Origin of the sequence: Arthrobacter sp. NyZ413 (genome assembly GCF_049390645.1) — a bacterium.
In the GTDB taxonomy this organism is placed as follows: Bacteria; Actinomycetota; Actinomycetes; order Actinomycetales; family Micrococcaceae; genus Arthrobacter.
Genome location: NZ_CP155434.1, coordinates 2933631 through 2952897, shown reverse-complemented (window position 1 = coordinate 2952897; position 19267 = coordinate 2933631). Strand labels below are relative to the sequence as shown.

Annotated in this window: 17 protein-coding genes and 1 tRNA gene; 13 read left to right on the top strand and 5 right to left on the bottom strand. The window is 64.7% G+C overall.

The features are described 5' to 3' along the window. Positions 1–9: 9 nt before the first annotated feature. The 4 genes from ABCW42_RS13785 to ABCW42_RS13770 all read right to left on the bottom strand — a co-directional run bounded on the left by ABCW42_RS13785 (position 10) and on the right by ABCW42_RS13770 (position 2996). Positions 10–85: transfer RNA gene (locus ABCW42_RS13785), tRNA-Arg, on the bottom strand. An 87-nt stretch (positions 86–172) separates the two neighbouring features. Continuing rightward, a complete protein-coding gene (locus ABCW42_RS13780) occupies positions 173–1693 on the bottom strand; it encodes an FAD-dependent oxidoreductase (RefSeq protein ID WP_423181754.1) in 1521 nt (506 codons plus the stop codon). Further along, entirely contained in the window at positions 1690–2562 is an 873-nt protein-coding gene (locus tag ABCW42_RS13775) for an FAD:protein FMN transferase (protein ID WP_423181753.1), read from the bottom strand. The genes ABCW42_RS13780 and ABCW42_RS13775 overlap by 4 nt, the downstream gene beginning before the upstream one ends. A 5-nt stretch (positions 2563–2567) precedes the next feature. Beyond that, the gene (locus ABCW42_RS13770) at positions 2568–2996 is read right to left on the bottom strand and encodes an FMN-binding protein (RefSeq protein WP_423181752.1); all 429 of its coding nucleotides are present in this window, start codon (positions 2994–2996) and stop codon (positions 2568–2570) included. Positions 2997–3214: 218 nt separating this feature from the next. Here ABCW42_RS13770 and argS point away from each other — a divergent pair, with 218 nt between their 5' ends. From argS to ABCW42_RS13720, 10 genes are all read left to right on the top strand, one after another. Next, positions 3215–4864 carry an arginine--tRNA ligase gene (gene argS, locus ABCW42_RS13765; protein ID WP_423181751.1) on the top strand — a complete coding sequence of 550 codons (1650 nt, stop codon included), beginning with the start codon at positions 3215–3217 and terminating at the stop codon, positions 4862–4864. Between the two features lie 5 nt (positions 4865–4869). Continuing rightward, a complete protein-coding gene (gene lysA, locus ABCW42_RS13760; RefSeq protein WP_423181750.1) occupies positions 4870–6342 on the top strand; it encodes a diaminopimelate decarboxylase in 1473 nt (490 codons plus the stop codon). Next, entirely contained in the window at positions 6335–7663 is a 1329-nt protein-coding gene (locus ABCW42_RS13755; RefSeq protein ID WP_423181749.1) for a homoserine dehydrogenase, read from the top strand. Before lysA ends, ABCW42_RS13755 begins: the two co-directional genes overlap by 8 nt. Next, the gene (thrC, locus tag ABCW42_RS13750) at positions 7664–8770 is read left to right on the top strand and encodes a threonine synthase (protein WP_423181748.1); all 1107 of its coding nucleotides are present in this window, start codon (positions 7664–7666) and stop codon (positions 8768–8770) included. Between the two features lie 2 nt (positions 8771–8772). Continuing rightward, complete coding sequence (thrB, locus tag ABCW42_RS13745) at positions 8773–9747, top strand: homoserine kinase (RefSeq protein ID WP_133204002.1); 975 nt, start codon at positions 8773–8775, stop codon at positions 9745–9747. A gap of 302 nt (positions 9748–10049) precedes the next feature. After that, positions 10050–12146 (top strand): transcription termination factor Rho, encoded by a 2097-nt coding sequence (rho, locus tag ABCW42_RS13740; RefSeq protein ID WP_423181747.1) that lies wholly within the window; start codon positions 10050–10052, stop codon positions 12144–12146. Between the two features lie 253 nt (positions 12147–12399). Next, positions 12400–13473, top strand: a complete 1074-nt coding sequence (gene prfA, locus ABCW42_RS13735) for a peptide chain release factor 1 (RefSeq protein ID WP_423181746.1) — start codon at positions 12400–12402, stop codon at positions 13471–13473. Between the two features lie 14 nt (positions 13474–13487). Continuing rightward, positions 13488–14360: a peptide chain release factor N(5)-glutamine methyltransferase gene (prmC, locus tag ABCW42_RS13730; RefSeq protein ID WP_423181745.1), complete on the top strand. Its 873-nt coding sequence runs from the start codon at positions 13488–13490 to the stop codon at positions 14358–14360. A 12-nt stretch (positions 14361–14372) separates the two neighbouring features. Further along, on the top strand, positions 14373–15212 hold the full coding sequence (locus ABCW42_RS13725; protein WP_423181744.1) for an L-threonylcarbamoyladenylate synthase: 840 nt from the start codon (positions 14373–14375) through the stop codon (positions 15210–15212). Beyond that, a complete protein-coding gene (locus tag ABCW42_RS13720; protein ID WP_423181743.1) occupies positions 15209–15985 on the top strand; it encodes a WecB/TagA/CpsF family glycosyltransferase in 777 nt (258 codons plus the stop codon). The genes ABCW42_RS13725 and ABCW42_RS13720 overlap by 4 nt, the downstream gene beginning before the upstream one ends. 49 nt (positions 15986–16034) lie before the next feature. On the opposite strand, the gene ABCW42_RS13715 is transcribed toward ABCW42_RS13720, so the two are convergent. Continuing rightward, the gene (locus tag ABCW42_RS13715) at positions 16035–16931 is read right to left on the bottom strand and encodes a glycosyltransferase (RefSeq protein ID WP_423181742.1); all 897 of its coding nucleotides are present in this window, start codon (positions 16929–16931) and stop codon (positions 16035–16037) included. Between the two features lie 213 nt (positions 16932–17144). Between ABCW42_RS13715 and ABCW42_RS13710 the strand changes: the two genes are divergently transcribed. The 3 genes from ABCW42_RS13710 to ABCW42_RS13700 all read left to right on the top strand — a co-directional run bounded on the left by ABCW42_RS13710 (position 17145) and on the right by ABCW42_RS13700 (position 19212). Beyond that, a complete protein-coding gene (locus ABCW42_RS13710; protein WP_423181741.1) occupies positions 17145–18254 on the top strand; it encodes an MraY family glycosyltransferase in 1110 nt (369 codons plus the stop codon). A 144-nt stretch (positions 18255–18398) separates the two neighbouring features. Next, a complete protein-coding gene (locus ABCW42_RS13705) occupies positions 18399–18887 on the top strand; it encodes a hypothetical protein (RefSeq protein ID WP_423181740.1) in 489 nt (162 codons plus the stop codon). Beyond that, positions 18874–19212 carry an AtpZ/AtpI family protein gene (locus ABCW42_RS13700; RefSeq protein WP_423181739.1) on the top strand — a complete coding sequence of 113 codons (339 nt, stop codon included), beginning with the start codon at positions 18874–18876 and terminating at the stop codon, positions 19210–19212. The genes ABCW42_RS13705 and ABCW42_RS13700 overlap by 14 nt, the downstream gene beginning before the upstream one ends. Positions 19213–19267: the final 55 nt, after the last annotated feature.

The following is a 19267-nucleotide window of genomic DNA, read 5'->3' as shown; positions in this document are numbered from 1 at the left end:
GGGTTTCTCTGGTGCCCTCGATAGGATTCGAACCTACGGCCTTCTGCTCCGGAGGCAGACGCTCTATCCCCTGAGCTACGAGGGCATCCGGGGCTCCCATCCGTTGCCGGTGGGACGTCCATGAGCTTAGCAGCCACCGCGCCGCAATGGAAAACGGGGATGCGGTGCGCCCTTAGTAGCCTGCGAAAGAGTCCACGTGGATTCGCCGGGCTCCCGCGCGCCGTGCCGCTGCCCGGAGCGAGTCCACGTGCGCGGGCGACCCCGAAACGTACACGATCCGCTGTGCGACGTCGGGAACGAATCCCAACAGTGAGTGGGCATCGATCCGTGCCTGGCCGGCGTCGTGCATGAACTCCGGCGGGGCCGATCCGTCGGCAAGCCTGGCGATCACGCGCGCCCCGGAGGCCTCCAGGACGTCGCTCCCGGCGAGTTCGGCGGCACTTCGGGCGAGATACAGCACCACGATGTCGCGGCGAACGGAACTGAGCGACGCGAGTTGCGACAGGAAAGGCGTGATCCCGATTCCGGCGGCGATGAGCAGGACCGGTGCTCCGGCGTCGGGCGGGAGGACGAAGTCGCCTCCCACCGCGGTCCCGCGGACGTGCTCGCCGGGCGTAAGCGCCAACAGCGCGCGTTTGGCGGCCGAGACCGGTTCGGACGTTCCGACGCCGAAAGTCACCTCGGGAGAGTCCGCTGCGTTCGTGATGCTGAAGACGCGCCGCCAGCCCTTTCCGTCTGACCGGGAGTGCGGAAGGTCCAGTTCCATGAACTGTCCGGGCAGGAAGCGAACCGGTCGCTTCGGCTCGAACCGGAATTCGGTCGTGGAAGGCGTCAGCGGACGCGAGCCCTTGAAAGTCAGCATGACCCCGCGCCGCTGCCCGGCGAGGAACGCGAGGATATTGCCCACAAGCAGTGCGAGCTCCGGCGAGTTCGCGACCACGCCGAGGTTGTAAGGCACCGCGAACAAGACGCCCACGACGACGGCGATCGCCAGTTGCTGCCAACGCCGCGGCGGCAGCGTCAACGGTTCGGTCAGCATGAAACCGACGAAGAACAGGAGCGGTTGCTGCGCGAGGGGTTGCCAGATGGCCGACCCCGCGTCCGCCCCCGTACGAAGCAGCCCGCTTGCCACGATCGCCACCGTCACCAAGAGGAATACCCCTGCCATCGGCAGTTTCTTCGTGCGGTACAGCACCACGGCAACCCCGGGCACGACGAGCCAGAGCATGGCGGGCGTCGCGGCCCACCACGTGGCGATGTTCAATCCCGTCAGGCTGACGATGAAGGCCCCGGCCGCCGCGGGATTGAATATATGGCGGCCCCGGTAGGCAAGGACGTATTTCGACGCCGATGCCAGCACACAGGCCAGGGCGACTCCGGCGAGGTCCGGTACCTGCACCGAAGGCGCCAGGGCGCTTGGCCAGAAAAGGAAATAGAGGAGCAGGCCCGTGATGAGCGATGACTCCGAATGCGGCTTGACCCGGAACAACAAAGCCACCAGGCGATTGGAGCCGTAAGTCAGGCCCAGGCACAGCACGAGGTGGACGAGCATGTCCGCCAAGCCGAACGTGAGCCAGCCCAGCACGTCCAGCAGCAGGCTATACGCCGCCAGGATCGCAAGGATCCACAGGATGAGCCGGTACATGGTCATTCGGCCAAGCCAGGCGTCGACCCGCGCTTTAGTGGCATTCATGAGAAAAGCGTCCCTTCGAATCCGGCCGAGAAAGCGGCATGTCCATCCGAGTAAACCTTGAGCCAGGAGAAATCGAACTCATCCTCGAGGACGTTCGGCTCCACCATGAACAGCGCGGTGGCAAGGGCGTCCGCCTCCATCGCCGTGGCAGCCATGGTCCACGTCGCAACAACCGTTTCGATGGGGCGGCCCGTGGAGCCGTCCAGGACGTGGTGCAAACCGTCGCCCCAGGCCCTGCGGTTGGCCGCCGAGGCGCACAGGGCGCGGTCCCGGAGTTCGACGACGCCAATCGCCCGGGAGGGGTCGTAAGGGTGTTCTAGGGCGACCCTGAGAGGTTGCTCCCCGTGATGGAGCATGTCGCCGCTCGCATCGACCACGAACCCGGGAATCCCGGAAGAGCCCAAGGCCCCGGCCACGAGGTCAACCAATTGGCCCTTCCCGGCCGCGCCGATATCCAGCACAACGGGTTCGGATGCGGAGATCTCCCGGCCATCCCAGCGCAAGGCGTCTTCCCAGCGCGGCGCGGCCAGCGGTTCGCCGAGCGGACGCAAGGCGTAGTCCGCGCCATAACCCAGTTGTTCAAGGCTCTTTCCGATCAGGGGAGTCATGGCACCGCCGCTCAGGCGATACAGGGTCCTGAACAGCCTTTCAAGGTCGGCAGCCCCTGCCGGCAGGCTGATGCTTCCGCCGTCCTGTCCCAGCCGTGCAATCAGGGAGTCGTCCCGGAACCGCGAATAGCTCCGATCATAATCCTCCACGACGTCCAGGAGGAGTTGGCGAACCGCGCGGGTGAGGGGTTCCGGCGTCGAAATCTCCCAGCGGGTACCGATACCGTCGAAGCTGAAGTCACTCCAGCCCGCGTAGGGCATGGCCGCTATTTGGCCTCGGACTTGATTTTTTCCACTGCCTTGTTGAAGCCGCCGCTGGTCAGCGAGGAGCCGGCGACCTTCGTGACGTTGATCTCGTCCAGCTTCTTGCCCACGACCTGGGGGGCGATCCCGTCCTTGAACTCACCTTGGTACTTCTGGGTGTTCGGGTTGTCGGCATGGACGGTAATGTCCACGGCGGAAATCGCGTTGCCGGACAAGGTCAGCCGCACTCCGACTGTTTCGCCGCCGTTGGGCGAGAAGTAGTCGCCGTCGGCGCTGTAGGTGCCGTCCTTGTAGGGGCCGGTGATGGTGGAACCCGACTTGGCGAGGTCGGTAGTACCGGCCTGGGCAGTCGGCGCGCACCCTGCTACAGAGCCGGCGAGGGAAAGTCCGGCGGCGCCGACGAGGAGGCTCTTGCGGAGTGGCGTGGTCACATTCTGCTCGTTTCAACTGGACAAGAAGTGGGATTGGGCACATGGTCCGGGCCGGACACAAATCACCCCTTAAAACGTCGGACTCAGCGTATCGGTTCAGGCTGTGAGCTCCACCGGCCCAAACTGTGAGCCAGCTGTATGCAGGCTGTGCTTTCGTGTGCATCATCACGTGCGTCCCGAATTCCACCACATGCAAGCCCCACCGGTACGCTAGACGGGTGACTCCCGAAGAACTCTCAGCCGCCATATCCGCCTGCCTGAAGGACGCTGTCGCCGCCGGCGAACTCGCCCTTTCCGAATCGGCCCTTCCCGGGGACGTGCGCGTGGAGCGACCCAAGAACAGGGAGCACGGCGACTGGGCCACCAACATCGCATTGCAATTGGCGAAGCAAGCCGGCACGAACCCGCGCGAATTCGCCTCGATCCTTGCCAAAAGGCTCGAAGCGATCGACGGCGTCGAGTCCGTGGACATCGCTGGTCCGGGATTCCTCAACATCACCGTCGATGCCGCTGCCGCGGGAGCCCTTGCAAAGGCAATTGTCGAAGCCGGCCGCTCCTACGGGACCAACCAGGCGCTCGCAGGCCACGTAGTCAACATGGAGTTCGTCTCGGCCAACCCCACCGGTCCGCTCCACATCGGCCACACGCGCTGGGCTGCCTTGGGCGATTCCATTGCGCGCGTGCTGCGCGCGTCCGGCGCTGATGTCACGGCGGAGTACTACATCAACGACGCCGGCTCGCAGATGAATGTGTTCGCGAACTCCGTCCTGTCCCGCCTCCGTGGCCGTGATGTTCCGGAAGGCGGCTACCCCGGCGAGTACATCAGGGAACTTGGAGACGAGGTCCTGAAGGCGCATCCCGCGATCCGGGAGTTGACGGATGAAGCGGCATTGCCCGTGATCCGCGCCGCGGCCTACGAAGCCCAGATGAAGGACATCAAGGCCACCCTGGCAAAGTTCGGCGTGTCCTTCGACGTTTTCTTCTCCGAGCAGGAACTGCACGACGCCGGGGCGATCGAATCCGCCGTCGCGCGCCTCCGCGAACAGGGCCACGTGTTCGACGACGAGGGCGCGGTGTGGCTGCGCACCACGGACTTCGGGGACGACAAGGACCGCGTAATGATCCGGGCCAACGGCGAGCCCACGTATTTCGCCGCCGACGCCGCGTACTACCTGTCCAAGAAGGACCGCGGCTTCACCGAGAAGATCTACCTGTTGGGCGCGGACCACCACGGCTACATCAACCGGCTCAAGGCGATTGCCGCCTGCGCGGGCGACGACCCCGAAGTGAACATCGAAGTCCTGATCGGCCAGTTGGTCTCGGTCAACGGTGCCAAATTGTCCAAGCGGGCGGGCAACATCATTGAGCTCAAGGACCTCATCGATTGGCTTGGGACGGACGCCGTTCGCTATTCGCTGGCCCGCTTCCCGGCAGATTCGCCGCTGACGCTGGATCCGGAACTGCTGAAGAAGAACAGCAACGAGAACCCGGTGTTCTACGTGCAGTACGCGCATGCGCGGTCCCGTGGAACGGCCCGCAACGCGATCGACGCCGGTGTGGACCTCAGTGCATTCGACGCGTCCCTCCTAGACCACGCCACGGAAAACGAACTGTTGTCCTACCTGGGCAGCTACCCGTCCATCGTTGCGAAATCCGCGGAGCTCCGCGAACCGCACCGCGTGGCCCGCCACCTTGAAGTCATTGCCGGCGCCTACCACCGCTGGTACGACGCTTGCCGGGTCTCGCCTTTGGGCGACGAGCCGGTACAGGATGTCAACCGCACCCGCCTCTGGCTCAACGAAGCCACCAGCCAGGTTCTCGCCAACGGGCTCGATCTCCTCGGCGTTTCCGCTCCGGAACGGATGTGACCGACATGCAGGATACGAACAGCACAGCATCGCCGCTCGCTCCCGAATGGCTGGCTGTCCCCGGCGACGTGAATGCGCTCCACGCACCCCTGTGGGCCGAAGGCGTCAGGAGGAACGACGCCGGTGAACTCACCATCGACGGCATCACCGCCAGTGAGCTCAAGGCACAATTCGGCACTCCGCTCTTCGTCATGGGCGAGACCGATTTCCGGTCCCGCGCCAGGGCGTTCAAGGAAGCCTTCGACGCCGCATTCGAGGACATCTGCGGGGGAGTGGATGTCTATTACGCGGGCAAGTCCTTCCTTTGCACTGCTGTTGCCCGTTGGGTGGCCGAGGAAGGCCTGCGCTTGGACACATGCTCCGGCGGGGAACTCGCCGTCGCTGCTCGGGCCGGGATCAAGGGTCAGGACCTCGGTCTGCACGGCAACAACAAATCCGACGCCGAGATCAACCGTGCGCTGGACATGAAGCTTGGCCGCATCGTCGTGGACAGCCTGGATGAGCTTGATCGCGTGGCGAAGATCGCCTCAAGCCGTGGCGAGGTCGCCAACGTGATGCTGCGCCTCACGCCAGGTGTGCACGCCCACACGCACGAGTTCATTGCCACGGCGCACGAAGACCAGAAGTTCGGCTTGTCCATGGCCGAGGACTCGACAGACCAAGCCGGGTTGTCCGCAGCGGAGGAAGCGGTTGCGGCCGCAACGTCCTACCCGGGCATCGAGCTTCTCGGGCTGCACTGCCACATCGGTTCCCAGATCTTCGAACCGGACGGATTCGCCTTGGCGGCGGAGAAACTCCTGGGGTTCCTCGCCCGGATGCAGGAAAAATACTCCATGACGTTGCCGGAGCTTGACCTTGGCGGCGGGCACGGGATTGCGTATACACCGGTGGACACCCCGCGGCCGCCCGCGGAGATCGCCAACGCCCTTGCCGCCGTCGTGCGTTCGAAGTGCGCGGAACTCGGAATCGTGCCGCCGCGCATCTCGATTGAGCCGGGCCGCGCGATCGTGGGCACCAGCACCTTCACCTTGTACGAGGTGGGAACGCTGAAAACAGTACGCGTTGACGTTCCCGGCGAGAAGGCGGGGGAGGAGAACGTTACGTTCCCGCGGCGCTATGTGTCGGTGGACGGCGGGATGAGCGACAACGCCCGCCCGGTCTTGTATGACGCGGATTATTCGGCAATTCTGGCCTCCCGCGAGACTTCAGCGGCTCCGCAGTTGTCCCGAGTAGTGGGCAAACATTGCGAGAGCGGCGACATAGTTGTTAGAGATGTATATCTGCCCGAAGACGTGGCAGCCGGTGATCTGCTCGCTGTACCGGGAACCGGCGCTTACTGCTGGGCCCTCTCAAGCAACTACAACTATCTGGCCAGGCCTGGCGTTGTCGCTGTGCGCAACGGATCCGCCCGGCTGATCGTCCGCGGGGAAACCGAAGAAGATCTGTTGAACCGCGACATGGGAGTGGCGAATGTCTGAAGTGCGAACCCTGAAGGTGGCCCTGCTGGGCTGTGGCAACGTTGGAGCCCAGGTTGCGCGGATTCTGCTTGACGACGCCGACGCCCTCGCCGCCCGCAGCGGCGCCCGCCTTGAACTGAGCGGCATTGCCGTGCGCAACATCGACGGTGAGCGCGACGTCGAACTCCCGCGGGAGCTTTTCACCACGGACGCGGACACCCTCGCCAAGGATGCCGATCTCGTGATTGAGCTCATGGGCGGCATCGAACCTGCCCGCTCGCTCATCCTGACCGCCATCCAGAACGGCGCCTGCGTGGTCACCGGCAACAAGGCCCTCCTGGCGCAGGATGGTCCAACGCTCTATGAAGAAGCCGACAAGGCCGGGGTCCAGCTTTCGTACGAAGCCGCCGTGGCGGGCGCGATCCCGATCCTGCGGCCCATCCGCGACAGCCTCTCGGGCGACCGCATCACCCGCGTCCTGGGCATCGTCAACGGCACCACCAACTTCATCCTCGACCAAATGGACAGCACCGGCGCGCAGTTCGCCGACGCCCTCGCCGAAGCGCAGCGCCTGGGCTACGCGGAAGCCGACCCGACCGCCGACGTCGAAGGCTATGACGCCGCGGCCAAGGCGGCCATCCTTGCCTCCCTGTCCTTCCACTCGCGTTTCGCCCTCGAAGACGTCTACTGCGAAGGCATCACGAAGGTCAGCGCCGAGGACATCGCAGCAGCGAAGGATGCCGGGTTCGTCATCAAGCTGCTGGCGATCGCCGAGAAGATCACCAAGGAGAACAACGGCAACGGCGGCGGGGAAGGCATCTCGGTCCGCGTGCACCCGACCCTCCTGCCGCGCGAACACCCGCTCGCCGCTGTCCGCGGCGCTTTCAACGCTGTTTTCATCGAGGCGGAAAACGCCGGTGAACTGATGTTCTACGGGCAGGGCGCTGGAGGAACCCCGACGGCGTCTGCCGTCCTGGGCGACCTCGTGTCGGCTGCCCGCCGCGTGGTGTTGGGCGGCCCGGGCCGCACCGAGACCACCACAGGGCACGTGCCCGCATTGCCGGTTTCGGCGTCGACCACGAGCTACTACGTCGGCCTCGACGTCGCGGACCAGCCGGGCGTGCTCGCCCGGATCGCCCACATTTTCGCCGAGCACGGCGTATCCATCGAAATCATGCGCCAGACGATCCATCGTGACGCTGCCTCGAAAAACGAGTCGGCAGAGTTGAAGATCGTCACGCACCGCGCATCCGAAGCCGCACTTGCGGCAACCGTCGAGGCCATCAAGGGCCTGGACGTCATCAATTCTGTGACATCCGTCCTGCGGGTAGAAGGGGTCTAAGTGGCTCACCAATGGCGCGGAGTAATCCGCGAATACGCTGATCGTTTGCCGGTAACGGAAGCCACGAAGGTCATTACCCTGGGCGAGGGCGGGACTCCGTTGGTCCATGCCCAAAAGCTTTCCGAGCTGACGGGATCCGCCGTCTACCTCAAGGTGGAAGGCATGAACCCGACCGGTTCCTTCAAGGACCGCGGTATGACCATGGCCATGACGGCCGCAGTCGAGGCCGGCGCCAAGGCAGTTGTGTGCGCTTCGACGGGCAACACCTCGGCATCCGCCGCCGCCTACGCAACGGCCGCCGGGCTGAAGTGCGCCGTGCTTGTTCCCGAAGGCAAGATCTCGATGGGGAAGCTCAGCCAGGCGATCGCCCACGGCGCTACCTTGCTCCAGGTGGACGGCAATTTCGACAACTGCCTCGACATCGCACGCAAGCTCGGCGATTCCTACCCGGTTTTCCTCGTGAATTCCGTCAACCCTGCACGTATCCAGGGACAGAAGACCGGTGCCTTCGAAATCGTCGACGCCCTCGGCGACGCTCCGGACATCCATGTCCTCCCGGTTGGCAACGCCGGCAACATCAGCGCGTACTGGAAGGGCTACAAGGAATACTCCGCTCCGTTCGAGTCGGCAACCGCGGGCACGCTTCCCGCCGTTTCCACCAAGACTCCGGCGATGTGGGGCTACCAGGCTGCGGGCGCCGCCCCTTTCGTCGCCGGACACCCCATCACGGAGCCGGACACCATCGCCACAGCGATCCGCATCGGCAATCCGGCCTCCTGGGACACAGCCATCGCGGCGCGTGACGAATCCGGGGGTTTCATCGATTCCGTGACCGACGAGGAAATCCTCAACGCGCACCGCTGGCTCTCTTCCAAGGAAGGCGTCTTCGTTGAACCCGGTTCCGCCGCCGGCGTCGCGGGCCTGATCAAGAAGCACGCTGCAGGTGAGGTACCTGCCGGCAAGACGATCGTCATCACCGTCACCGGGCATGGGCTCAAGGATCCGCAATGGGCGCTCCGCACCGAGGACGGCAGCGACGTCCAGCCCGTCAAGGTGCCGAACGACGTCGTCACCGTAGCAGCCGAACTAGGACTGGAAGAAAACTAAGAGTGGAAACCACGCAGCCTACCGCGACCGGACTCGAACTCGTCGCGGCGGGCCAGCAACTGACCGTCAGGGTGCCGGGAACCAGTGCCAACCTGGGCCCCGGCTACGACAGCCTCGGCCTGGCATTGTCGATCTACGACACCCTGACCGTCGAGACGCTAACCACCGGAGAGCTCGAGTTCGAGCTCTCCGGTGAGGGTGCCGACACCCTGCCGCGCGACGCAAGCCACCTCGTAGTCCGCGCCATCAACACCGCTTTGGAACGCCTCGGCTTCCGTCACAACGGGCTGAAGATCACCGCTGACAACGTCAATCCGCACGGCCGCGGGCTTGGTTCCTCCGCGTCTGCCGTCGTCGCGGCGGTGACGGTAGCCAACGCCATGGTTCCGGAGTCCGCGCAGCGTGACCGCGAATGGATCCTCCAGCTCACCAGCGAGATGGAAGGGCACCCGGACAACGTCGCACCGGCGATTTTCGGCGGATTGGCGTTGTCATGGCAGGACAGCGAGCAGTACAGCAGCACGCGCGCTGAAGTGGCGCCTTCCGTCATTCCGATCGTCGCCGTGCCGGACTATGAGTTGTCCACCGAAACTGCGCGTGGCTTGCTCCCTGCATCCATCGGGCACCATGCCGCGGCAATGAACTCCGGACGTGCCGCACTCCTGATCCACGCACTGACCACCGAGCCGCGGTTCCTGCTTCCCGGTACCGAGGATTACCTCCACCAGAGCTACCGCGCGGAGGCCATGCGGCCCAGCGCGGACCTGATTGGTGCCTTGCGGTCCGCCGGCCACGCCGCCGTCGTTTCCGGTGCGGGACCGACTGTCCTGGCCTTGGCGAATGGCGTACAGGAAGCCGAAGAAGTCAGCGCATTGATCGCATCCTTCACGGCGGGCAACACTCCTGACGTTTCTTGGCGCGTGATGACGCTGGCGGTGGACGTTGAAGGTGCTAGAGTGGAGTTGCACCGGCGGTAGAACCGCGGGCAGTTCCCTGACATTGGATTCCGGCTCATGCCGATTCCGTCTTCTACTGTGTCGAAGTCTGCCGGTGTCGTCTCCTTATCGGCCTGTCGCAGGTGCCGCAGAACCCTTTCTGTTTCCTGGACCGTCCGCCCACGCCCCGCCAGCCGGAGCAACGAAGACGCATCAGTATCCGGGCCTGCTGAAACTACACCGGCAAGACCGACAACACACGGCTGCAGATCTGAACTGCAGTCCAGAACAAATCATCGCGTCCAGCTCCAGATCTGGACGCCGTCGAGGGGGAAGGATCCTTCGTGACAGAAACCACTGAGCTGGCTTCAGCTGTGGACACAACATCTTCTGCGGACGAGTCGTCAACGGCCGCAACCGCCAAGAGCAGCGGCCTCGCAGGCCTCAAGCTCGCGCAGCTCCAGGCACTTGCCAGCCAGCTGGGTATTTCGGGGGGATCCCGCATGCGCAAGGGGGACTTGGTTTCGGCCATTTCAGCCCATCGTGCGGGTGCCACAACTACCAAAGCGCCCGCCAAGGCTCCCGCAAGGGCCGCGGCCGCCAAGTCCGCAGCAGCTGCGCCCCCTGCGGAGGCCACCGAGGCCCCGTCCAGCGAAGCCGCTGCGCAGGAAGGCACACGCCCCCGCACCCGCGGACGCAGCCGTCGCGCAACCAGCGACGGCGTAGTAGCCGCCCCGGCCCAGACGGAGACCCCCGAGGCCCCCGCCGCCGTCGAAACTCCCGCAGCTGCTCCGGTAGAGGCAAGCGAAACCGCTACCGAACGCCGCCAGCCCCGCACACGGAACCGTCGTCGTGCCGAAACCGTGGCAGAGGCCGTCGAAACCGGCGAATCCCGCGCCGCCGAGCAGCCGCAGGCCGAACCGGGCCAGGCTGAACAGCCCCAGGCGGAGCCACGACAGGCTGGACAGCGCCAGGGGGAAGGACGTCAGGCCGAATCCCGTCAGGCCCAGTCCCGCCAAGGCGAGCAGGCACTCGTCGAAGCGCCCGAACCCGCACAGCGGGAACGCCGCGACAACACCCGTCCGCGCCGCGAAGACGAAGGCGACGAGACAGGCAACCGCCGTAACCGCCGTAACCGTCGCGACCGCAACGAGCGTCCCGGTTCGCAGGACAACCGCGACGGAAACACCCGCAGCGACCGTTTCCGCGACCGCAACGAGCGTCGCCGTGGACGCGGCCAGGGCCCCGACGTCGAAGACGTCGAGATCACTGAGGACGATGTCCTGCTGCCGGTCGCCGGCATCCTGGACGTTCTCGAGAACTACGCGTTCATCCGCACCTCGGGCTACCTTCCGGGCGCGAACGACGTCTACGTGTCCCTCGCCCAGGTCAAGAAGTACAACCTTCGCAAGGGGGACGCCGTCGTCGGCGCGATCCGCGCACCGCGGGACGGCGAAGACCGCAACCAGCAGAATTCCCGCCAGAAGTTCAACGCCCTCGTCCGCGTCACGTCGGTCAACGGCAAGACTCCGGAAGAGCTCAAGGACCGCGTCGAATTCGCCAAGCTCGTCCCGCTTTACCCGTCCGAGCGCCTGCGCCTCGAAACGGACCCCAAGAAGATCGGCCCCCGCGTCATCGACCTCGTGGCCCCGATCGGCAAAGGCCAGCGCGGCCTGATCGTCTCCCCGCCCAAGGCCGGCAAGACGCTCATCCTGCAGTCCATCGCCAACGCGATCACCACCAACAACCCTGAGGTCCACCTCATGATGGTGCTGGTTGACGAACGCCCCGAAGAAGTCACGGACATGCAGCGCACCGTCAAGGGCGAGGTCATTGCCTCCACCTTCGACCGTCCTGCCGACGACCACACCACGGTTGCCGAACTTTCCATCGAACGCGCCAAGCGCCTCGTCGAAATGGGCATGGACGTGGTAGTCCTCCTGGACTCCATGACCCGCCTGGGCCGTGCCTACAACCTGGCAGCCCCGGCCTCCGGCCGCATCCTGTCCGGTGGTGTGGACTCCGCAGCCCTCTACCCGCCCAAGCGCTTCTTCGGTGCCGCCCGCAACATCGAAAACGGCGGCTCGCTGACCATCCTGGCAACCGCGCTCGTCGAGACCGGCTCCAAGATGGACGAAGTCATCTTCGAAGAGTTCAAGGGCACCGGCAACATGGAACTGCGCCTGTCCCGCCAGCTCGCGGACAAGCGTATCTTCCCCGCCGTGGACGTCAACGCCTCCGGTACCCGACGCGAAGAGAACCTGCTCTCCGCCGAGGAAGTCAAGATCATGTGGAAGCTGCGCAGGGTCCTCTCCGGCCTTGAAACCCAGCAGAGCCTTGAACTGCTGACCAACAAGATCCGGGAAACCGGGAGCAACGTCGAGTTCCTCATGCAGGTGCAGAAGACGACTCTTGGGGCTAAGTCGGACAACGACAAGTAGCTGTTTTAGGGGCGGGGTGTCGGTGAGTTCTCTGCGGCTTGGGCCGCGCGGAATTCCCGCCCCCGCCCCTTCGCGTGGCGGCTCAAGTCCTTTGGACTTGAGCCGCCACGCTCCGGCAGGCCCGATGCCACTCCCGGGGCGGGAATTCCGCGCGGCGCGGTCGGGTCACCAAACGCCAGGCCTCCCGAGGCATGGCACATGGTTGAATTCGTAGGCGCAACTAGACTTGGACACAAGTCGAAAGAGGTTTGAAATGTTTGAGTCCGTACAGGGATTGCTTGATGAGCATGCTGCTATCCAGGCGCAGTTGAGTGATCCTGCCGTTTATGCCGACCAGTCCTTGGCCCGGAAGCTGGGGCGGCGTTCTGCGCAGTTGCAGGGCATCGTGGAGGCGTACAACCGCTGGCGCGGGCTCATGGACGATCTTGACGCGGCCAAGGAGATGGCTGCCGAGGACCCCGACTTTGCTGCCGAAGTGGGGGACATCGAGGAACAATTGCCCGCGGCTCAGGAAAAGCTGCGGCGTTTGTTGATTCCGCGCGATCCCGACGACGCCCGTAACGTCATCCTTGAAGTCAAGGGCGGTGAGGGCGGCGACGAAGCCGCGCTGTTTGCCGGCGACCTCCTGCGCATGTACATGCGGTATGCCGAGTCGCGGGGTTGGAAGACCGAGCTCATTTCCGCCACGGAATCGGACCTGGGCGGCTACAAGGACGTCCAGATGGCCGTCAAAGGCAATTCGAACGACCCCGCCGAAGGCGTGTACGCCCGCTTGAAGTTCGAAGGCGGCGTGCACCGCGTCCAGCGTGTTCCCGTCACCGAATCGCAGGGGCGCATCCACACTTCAGCGGCCGGTGTCCTGGTGCTCCCCGAGGTTGACGAGCCCGAAGAGCTCGAAATCAACCAGAACGACCTCAAGATCGATGTTTACCGGTCCTCCGGTCCTGGCGGCCAGTCGGTCAACACCACCGACTCCGCTGTCCGTATTACCCACCTGCCCACGGGAATCGTGGTGGCCATGCAGAACGAGAAGTCCCAGCTGCAAAACAGGGAAGCCGGCATGCGCGTCCTGCGCGCCCGCATCCTGGCCCACCAGCAGGAACAGATCGACGCCGAAAACTCGGCCCAGCGCAAGTCGCAGATCCGTACGATGGACCGTTCGGAGCGCATCCGCACGTATAACTTCCCCGAAAACCGGATCGCCGACCACCGCACGGGCTACAAGGCCTACAACCTGGACGCCGTCATGAACGGCGACCTGGAACCGGTCATCCAGTCTGCCATCGAGATGGACGAGCAATCCCGCCTGGACGCGCTCGGCGAATAGTCGCCGGGACCGCCATGAGCTTCTTTCCTGGACAAAGCCTCGCGGACGCCGTCCGGGAGGCAACAACCATCCTGGCCGACGCCGGAGTGCCCACCCCGCGGGTGGATGCCGAACTCCTCGCTGAGCACCTCCTTGGCGTGGGCCTTGGCCGCCTGCGGGCCATGTTGCTCGGGGACTCCGCGGCCCCGGACGGCTACGGTGACCTGGTGGCGGAACGTGCACAGCGCGTTCCGCTCCAGCACATCACCGGCGTCGCGCACTTCCGCTACCTCACGCTTGCGGTGGGGCCCGGCGTCTTCATTCCACGGCCGGAAACCGAATCGGTCGTGCAATTGGTCATCGACCACCTTCGCGGGCACCCGCACCCGAAAGTGGTTGATCTCGGCACAGGGTCCGGGGCAATCGCCGGCTCGATTGCCCACGAAGTTCCCGAAGCTGACGTCTACGCTGTCGAGTTCAGCGACTTTGCCCATGCCTGGGCCGCCCGGAACCTGCAGCCCCTCGGCGTGAAGCTTGTCCACGGGGACCTGCGCAACGCACTGCCCGAACACGACGCAACCTTCGACGTCGTCGTCTCCAACCCTCCGTATATTCCCGCCGAAGCCATCCCGAACGAACCGGAAGTCGCGTTGCACGATCCGCCCGAAGCCCTGTACGGCGGGGGAGCGGACGGCATGGAACTCCCGACGGCGGCCGCCGCCTCGGCTGCCCGGCTCCTGAAAGCGGGTGGCTACTTCGTGATGGAACACGCCGAAGTCCAGGCGAACTGGATTGCGGACCATCTACGCGCCGTCGGTTGCTGGACAGATGTGACGACGCACGTCGACCTCAACGGCAAGGAACGGGCCACGAGCGCATTATTGGCAATTGCGGGCCCGGAGGAATGAAAGAATAGCGTTGTGACCACAAGCTACAACTGCACTTCAGAGGAACAGCGCGCCGAAGGCCTCGAGCACGCGCAGCGCGCCATCAACGAAAAGAAATGCATCGTCATGCCGACGGACACGGTGTACGGCATCGCGGCGGATGCGTTTTCGCCCCAGGCCGTCACCATGCTGCTTGTCTCGAAGGGCCGCGGCCGCCACATGCCGCCGCCGGTCCTCATTCCTCGGCTGAATGCTTTGGACGGACTGGCAACCGAGGTGTCGGAAGACGCGCGCAAGCTCGCCGACACGTTCTGGCCCGGCGGCCTGACCTTGATTTTCCACGCCCAGCCATCCTTGGACTGGGACTTGGGCGATACCCGCGGGACCGTCGCGCTGCGGATGCCGGACGACGAAGTCGCCCTGGAACTCCTCAACCGGACGGGGCCCCTCGCCGTTTCTTCGGCGAACCGCACAGGGCAGCCGGCCGCCCAAACCGCCGCGGAAGCGCGGACGCAACTTTGCGAGTCGGTCGAGGTTTACCTTGAGGGCGGATTCCGCCCCCTCGTGGGCACCGACTCCGTGCCGTCCACCATCGTCGATGCCACGGCGTCGCCGCTGCGGGTGGTGCGCGATGGCGCCATTTCGCTTGAACGCCTCCGAGAGGTGGTTCCCGGAGTCCTGGGCCTGGGTGAGGCTGAGGCCGCGGCGGAGGCTGAGCCTGTGGCTGCACAGGAGCCCGCGGCGGCTGAGCCGGCGGAGCCTGAGTCTGCAGGTGTCGAGCCTGAGCCTGCAGCTGCCGAATCGGCGCCAGAACCTGTTGAAGCACCAGGCGCTACCGAAGCTCCGGTTTCCGGCGAGACCAGGGCCGAATGAGCCTGGTCCGAGATCGCGTTCCCCTCCTGGACGTCGATGTCACCGCGCTTTGCGCCGAGCAACTCATCGAGGCCATCAGCGGATTCGTCTCCGACGGAACCACAAGGCTGGTCCTGGGCCACAACCTGCACAGCGTGACGCTGTTCCATTCGCGTCCGGAGTTCCGCAAGCTCTATGAACGCGGAGACGTCGTCCTTTTGGACGGGGCTCCTGTTGCGATGCTGTGGGGGCTCGGCCATGGTTCAACGCGCAGTTCCGGGCCCGGGATCATGGAATACCGCTTGGGATCCACCGACTGGGTGCCCTCGCTGGGCGGCGTCGGCGGCCTGGACCGGATCGCCGTCGTCGGAGCCGGTCCGGAGGCCAACGCGCGGACGGTCGAACGGCTCCGCGGGATCGTCCCCGGCGCCAAAGTCGTGGGACGGCCTGGCGAGAACTGGAACGACGCCGGCGAAGAAGCCGCTGTTGAGTGGTTGTCCGAATTCCGTCCCCAATTGGTCCTCCTCGGCTTGGGCATGCCGCTGCAGGAATCGGTCCTCCACCGTCGCCTGGAGGAACTGCCGCCGGCGGTGTACTGCACCGTGGGAGGAGCTATCGAGCAGCTTGCCGGCCTGCAGAAGCTTGCTCCGCGGTGGCTTGGAAGGCTGGGGCTCGAATGGGCCTGGAGGCTCATCCTTCACCCCGGACGCGTCGCGTACAGGGTCTTCGGGGAGCCGTGGGTCCTGCTCGGGCTGCTGGTCCGTCGGCGCTTGTCGGGCAAAACGCCACGCTGACGGGACTCCGGCAACTACCCGGGACCCCAGCACAAACCCGGCGCCGGGCCTAGAACTTCTGGTCCTCCAACGGCCCGAACCCCTTGTTCCGCAGTCCTGCCGAGAACGCGCGGAACCATTCCGCGAGCCCTCGGAAGTCGCCGCGGGGGAGGAAGTAGCCCAAGTAGCCGCCGACGTCGGCCACCATCGACTTGCCGCGGCGGTAGCGGCGGATCAGATAGCCGCGGTTGCGGTAGTAGAAATGCCGCTTGAACGCGGAATCCGGCACGATCACGTGCCAGCGGGCGCCAAAAACGTGCTTCGTTTCCGAAAACGCGTGCGGATGCGTAATCCACGCCGTCGCGACTGTGCCGAAGCGAATCCCGGCTTTCCTCAAGCGGATCATGAAATCCACTTCGTCGCCGCGGATGAACAGCCGGATGTCGGGTACGCCCACCTTGAAGAAGACGCTGGAACGGATGAGCGCACCGTTGAAGAAGTGCCCGACGTCGGGCAGGAACCCGGCTTTTTCGACCTCGGCGCGGTCGTGGGTCACCTTGCCGTCGATCCGGAAGAAGAACGACAGCTTGTCCGGGTGGCCCGGTGCCACCACGAGCGGAACCACGGCATCCAGGCCCCGGGCCTCGGCTTCGCGGACCAGGGTTTCCAGGCACTCGGGGTCGCCCGGCTCGGCGTCATCGTCCATGATCCATACCCATTCGGCACCGCTCGCCACAGCCTTCAGGATCGCGAGGGCGAAGCCTCCGGCGCCGCCAAGATTTGCTTCGGAGCGCACGTAGTCGACGTTGGGATGGCTTGCGGCAACCTCCTTGGCTGGTCTCGTCCCGCTGTCCACGAGGCATACGGTGTCTACCGGAATCGACTGCTTGTTGACGGCGTCAAGCAGGACTCCAAGCTCTCCGGGGCGGTCAAAAGTCACGGCCGCAACGGCAACGGAGACAGTCATGTAGGGTTCCTTCCGGGCAGCTGCGGGTGGGGATTCCCCGGCTCGCCCTAGGGGCGCGTGAAACGGAGCAATGCTGCCGTAGCCGCTAGTATCTTGACAGAGTCCAACTGTAGTACAGCAACATTCGGCGGTGCGCAGGGGTGCCTGCGGGTTTGTGCCGGTAGCTAGTCGCCAGGGCCAGATCCATCCACCACCGCAACCAGGAGCCGCCACGTGATCATGTACTCGCTCATGATGCTCACGGCTGCCATCGTGTCGTACCTTGCGACGTGGATAGCGCGCCAAATGGGGAACAAGCTGCGGCTTTTCGCCCCGATCCGCAGCCGTGACATGCATTCGGTACCAATATCCCGCCTTGGCGGCCTCGGCCTCTTCGCGGGATTCGCCGTGGCGCTTGTCGTCGCCAACAACTCGTTCTTCGTCAAGGACATCTTCCACAACAACAGCGGACCCTGGGGGATCCTGGCAGGTGCGTTCGTCATCGTCGCGGTGGGCGTTGCCGACGACATCATGGACATCAAATGGTGGATCAAGCTGATCGGCCAATGCACGGCGGGGACGGTCGTCGCCGTCTGGGGCGTGCAGACGTCGGTCATTCCGTTTGTCCCTGAGCCCATCCGCATCGAATCGGAGCCGCTCCGGATCGTCTTGACGGCACTTGCCATCGTGACAACCATGAACGCCGTCAACTTCATCGACGGCCTGGATGGCCTGGCTGCCGGAGTCGCGGCCATCGGTGCAGTTGCCTTCTTCCTGACCGCGTACTGGGTGCACCGCAATGCCGTCCTGACTGACCGCTCGGACCTCGCGGCCCTCCTGATGGCCATCATCGTGGGCTGCTGCATCGGTTTCCTGCCCCATAACTGGTTTCCCGCGAAGATCTTCATGGGCGACTCCGGCGCGATGCTCCTGGGACTCGTCATGGCTTCTGCCGGCGTGGTTGCCACGGGCCAGATCAGTTCGGGCCTTTACGACCGCGCCAACGGTATTCCGACGATCGTGCCCATCCTGCTTCCCTTCGCGATCCTTTCGCTTCCGCTCCTGGATCTAGGGCTGGCCGTGTTGCGCAGGACAGCGCGTGGACAATCGCCGTGGTCGGCCGACCGCGGCCACCTGCACCACAAGCTCATAGAGTTGGGGCACACCCACCGGACAGCAGTGCTCATGATGTACGTCTGGACGTGCATCCTCGCGTTCGGCGGCTTGGCCTTCGCGATCTTCAAGTGGCAATTCGTCCTCACCGTGGATATCGTTGCGGCACTCCTCATGGCAGGGGTCACGGCATGGCCGTACATGGTCCGTAAAGGGCGCGAAGCCCGATAGCCGCAATACGGCTGTAGTCAATGTGTGACAAGGGCGTTAACATCACAGTTCTATCTCATGTAGAATTTTAGGGCGGACAGTCACTCGCCCGCGCACCCACCCTTTTGAGAATTTGGCGTCACCGCCACGACGATCGGCATCCCCATGACTTCCAACGCCGGCGGACCGCAGTCCGACTCCCGCGGCGTTGCTGTCGACCGCTCCACACCTTCGTTGTGGCTGCGGCTCCTGTTCATGAGTTCGACGGCGGCCATCCTCGCCCTTGTTGTTACCGGCGTCATCGCCGCGGCCATGAATGGCGGAGTCGGTGCCTTGTCGGCCGCTTTCGGCGGCGTGCTCGTGATGGTGTTCTTCGCAATCAGCCTGCTGATCGGCCACTTCGTCGGCCGAGGCAATCCTTCAGGCGCGGTCGGCCTTTTTGTCGCCACCTACTTTGTCAAGGTAGTCGGTTTCGCGGTGGTGCTGTTCGTGATGGGCGCCCCGGCCTGGCTGCACGGCCGCTGGTTCGTAATCGGCGCCGTCGTGGCCGTCGTCTTCTGGCAAGCGGCCGAAATTTACGGCTTCAGCAAGGCGCGCCTGCAGATCTACAACGACCCCGCGTCCGGCAAGGGGGACTCCGATGTCCGCCCGTAATGACAACGGTTTGCCCACCCCCCGCAAGTCCCGGCATTCCGGCGATTCCGCCGCGGTTGAACGTGACGGAGGCGACGGCGGATACAACGCCGGAATAGCCGTCTTCAGCTACATAATTGGCGGAATCATAGTCTGGAGTTTGATAGGCTGGGGTCTGGATTATCTGTGGGGGACCCGCTGGATTGTGCTCCTTGGCGCTCTGCTTGGAGCCACAGGGGGGTTCTATCTTTCCCATATGCACGGCCTCACCAGCCAGCGGACTTCATCTGGTGGGAGCGCAGCAGACAGCGGACCGTCCCAGGACGGGGACAGTAATGCCAAATAATTTCACACGGGAAAAGGCTGCAAGAAACGCGGCTGGATCCTCAACAACGCCCAAT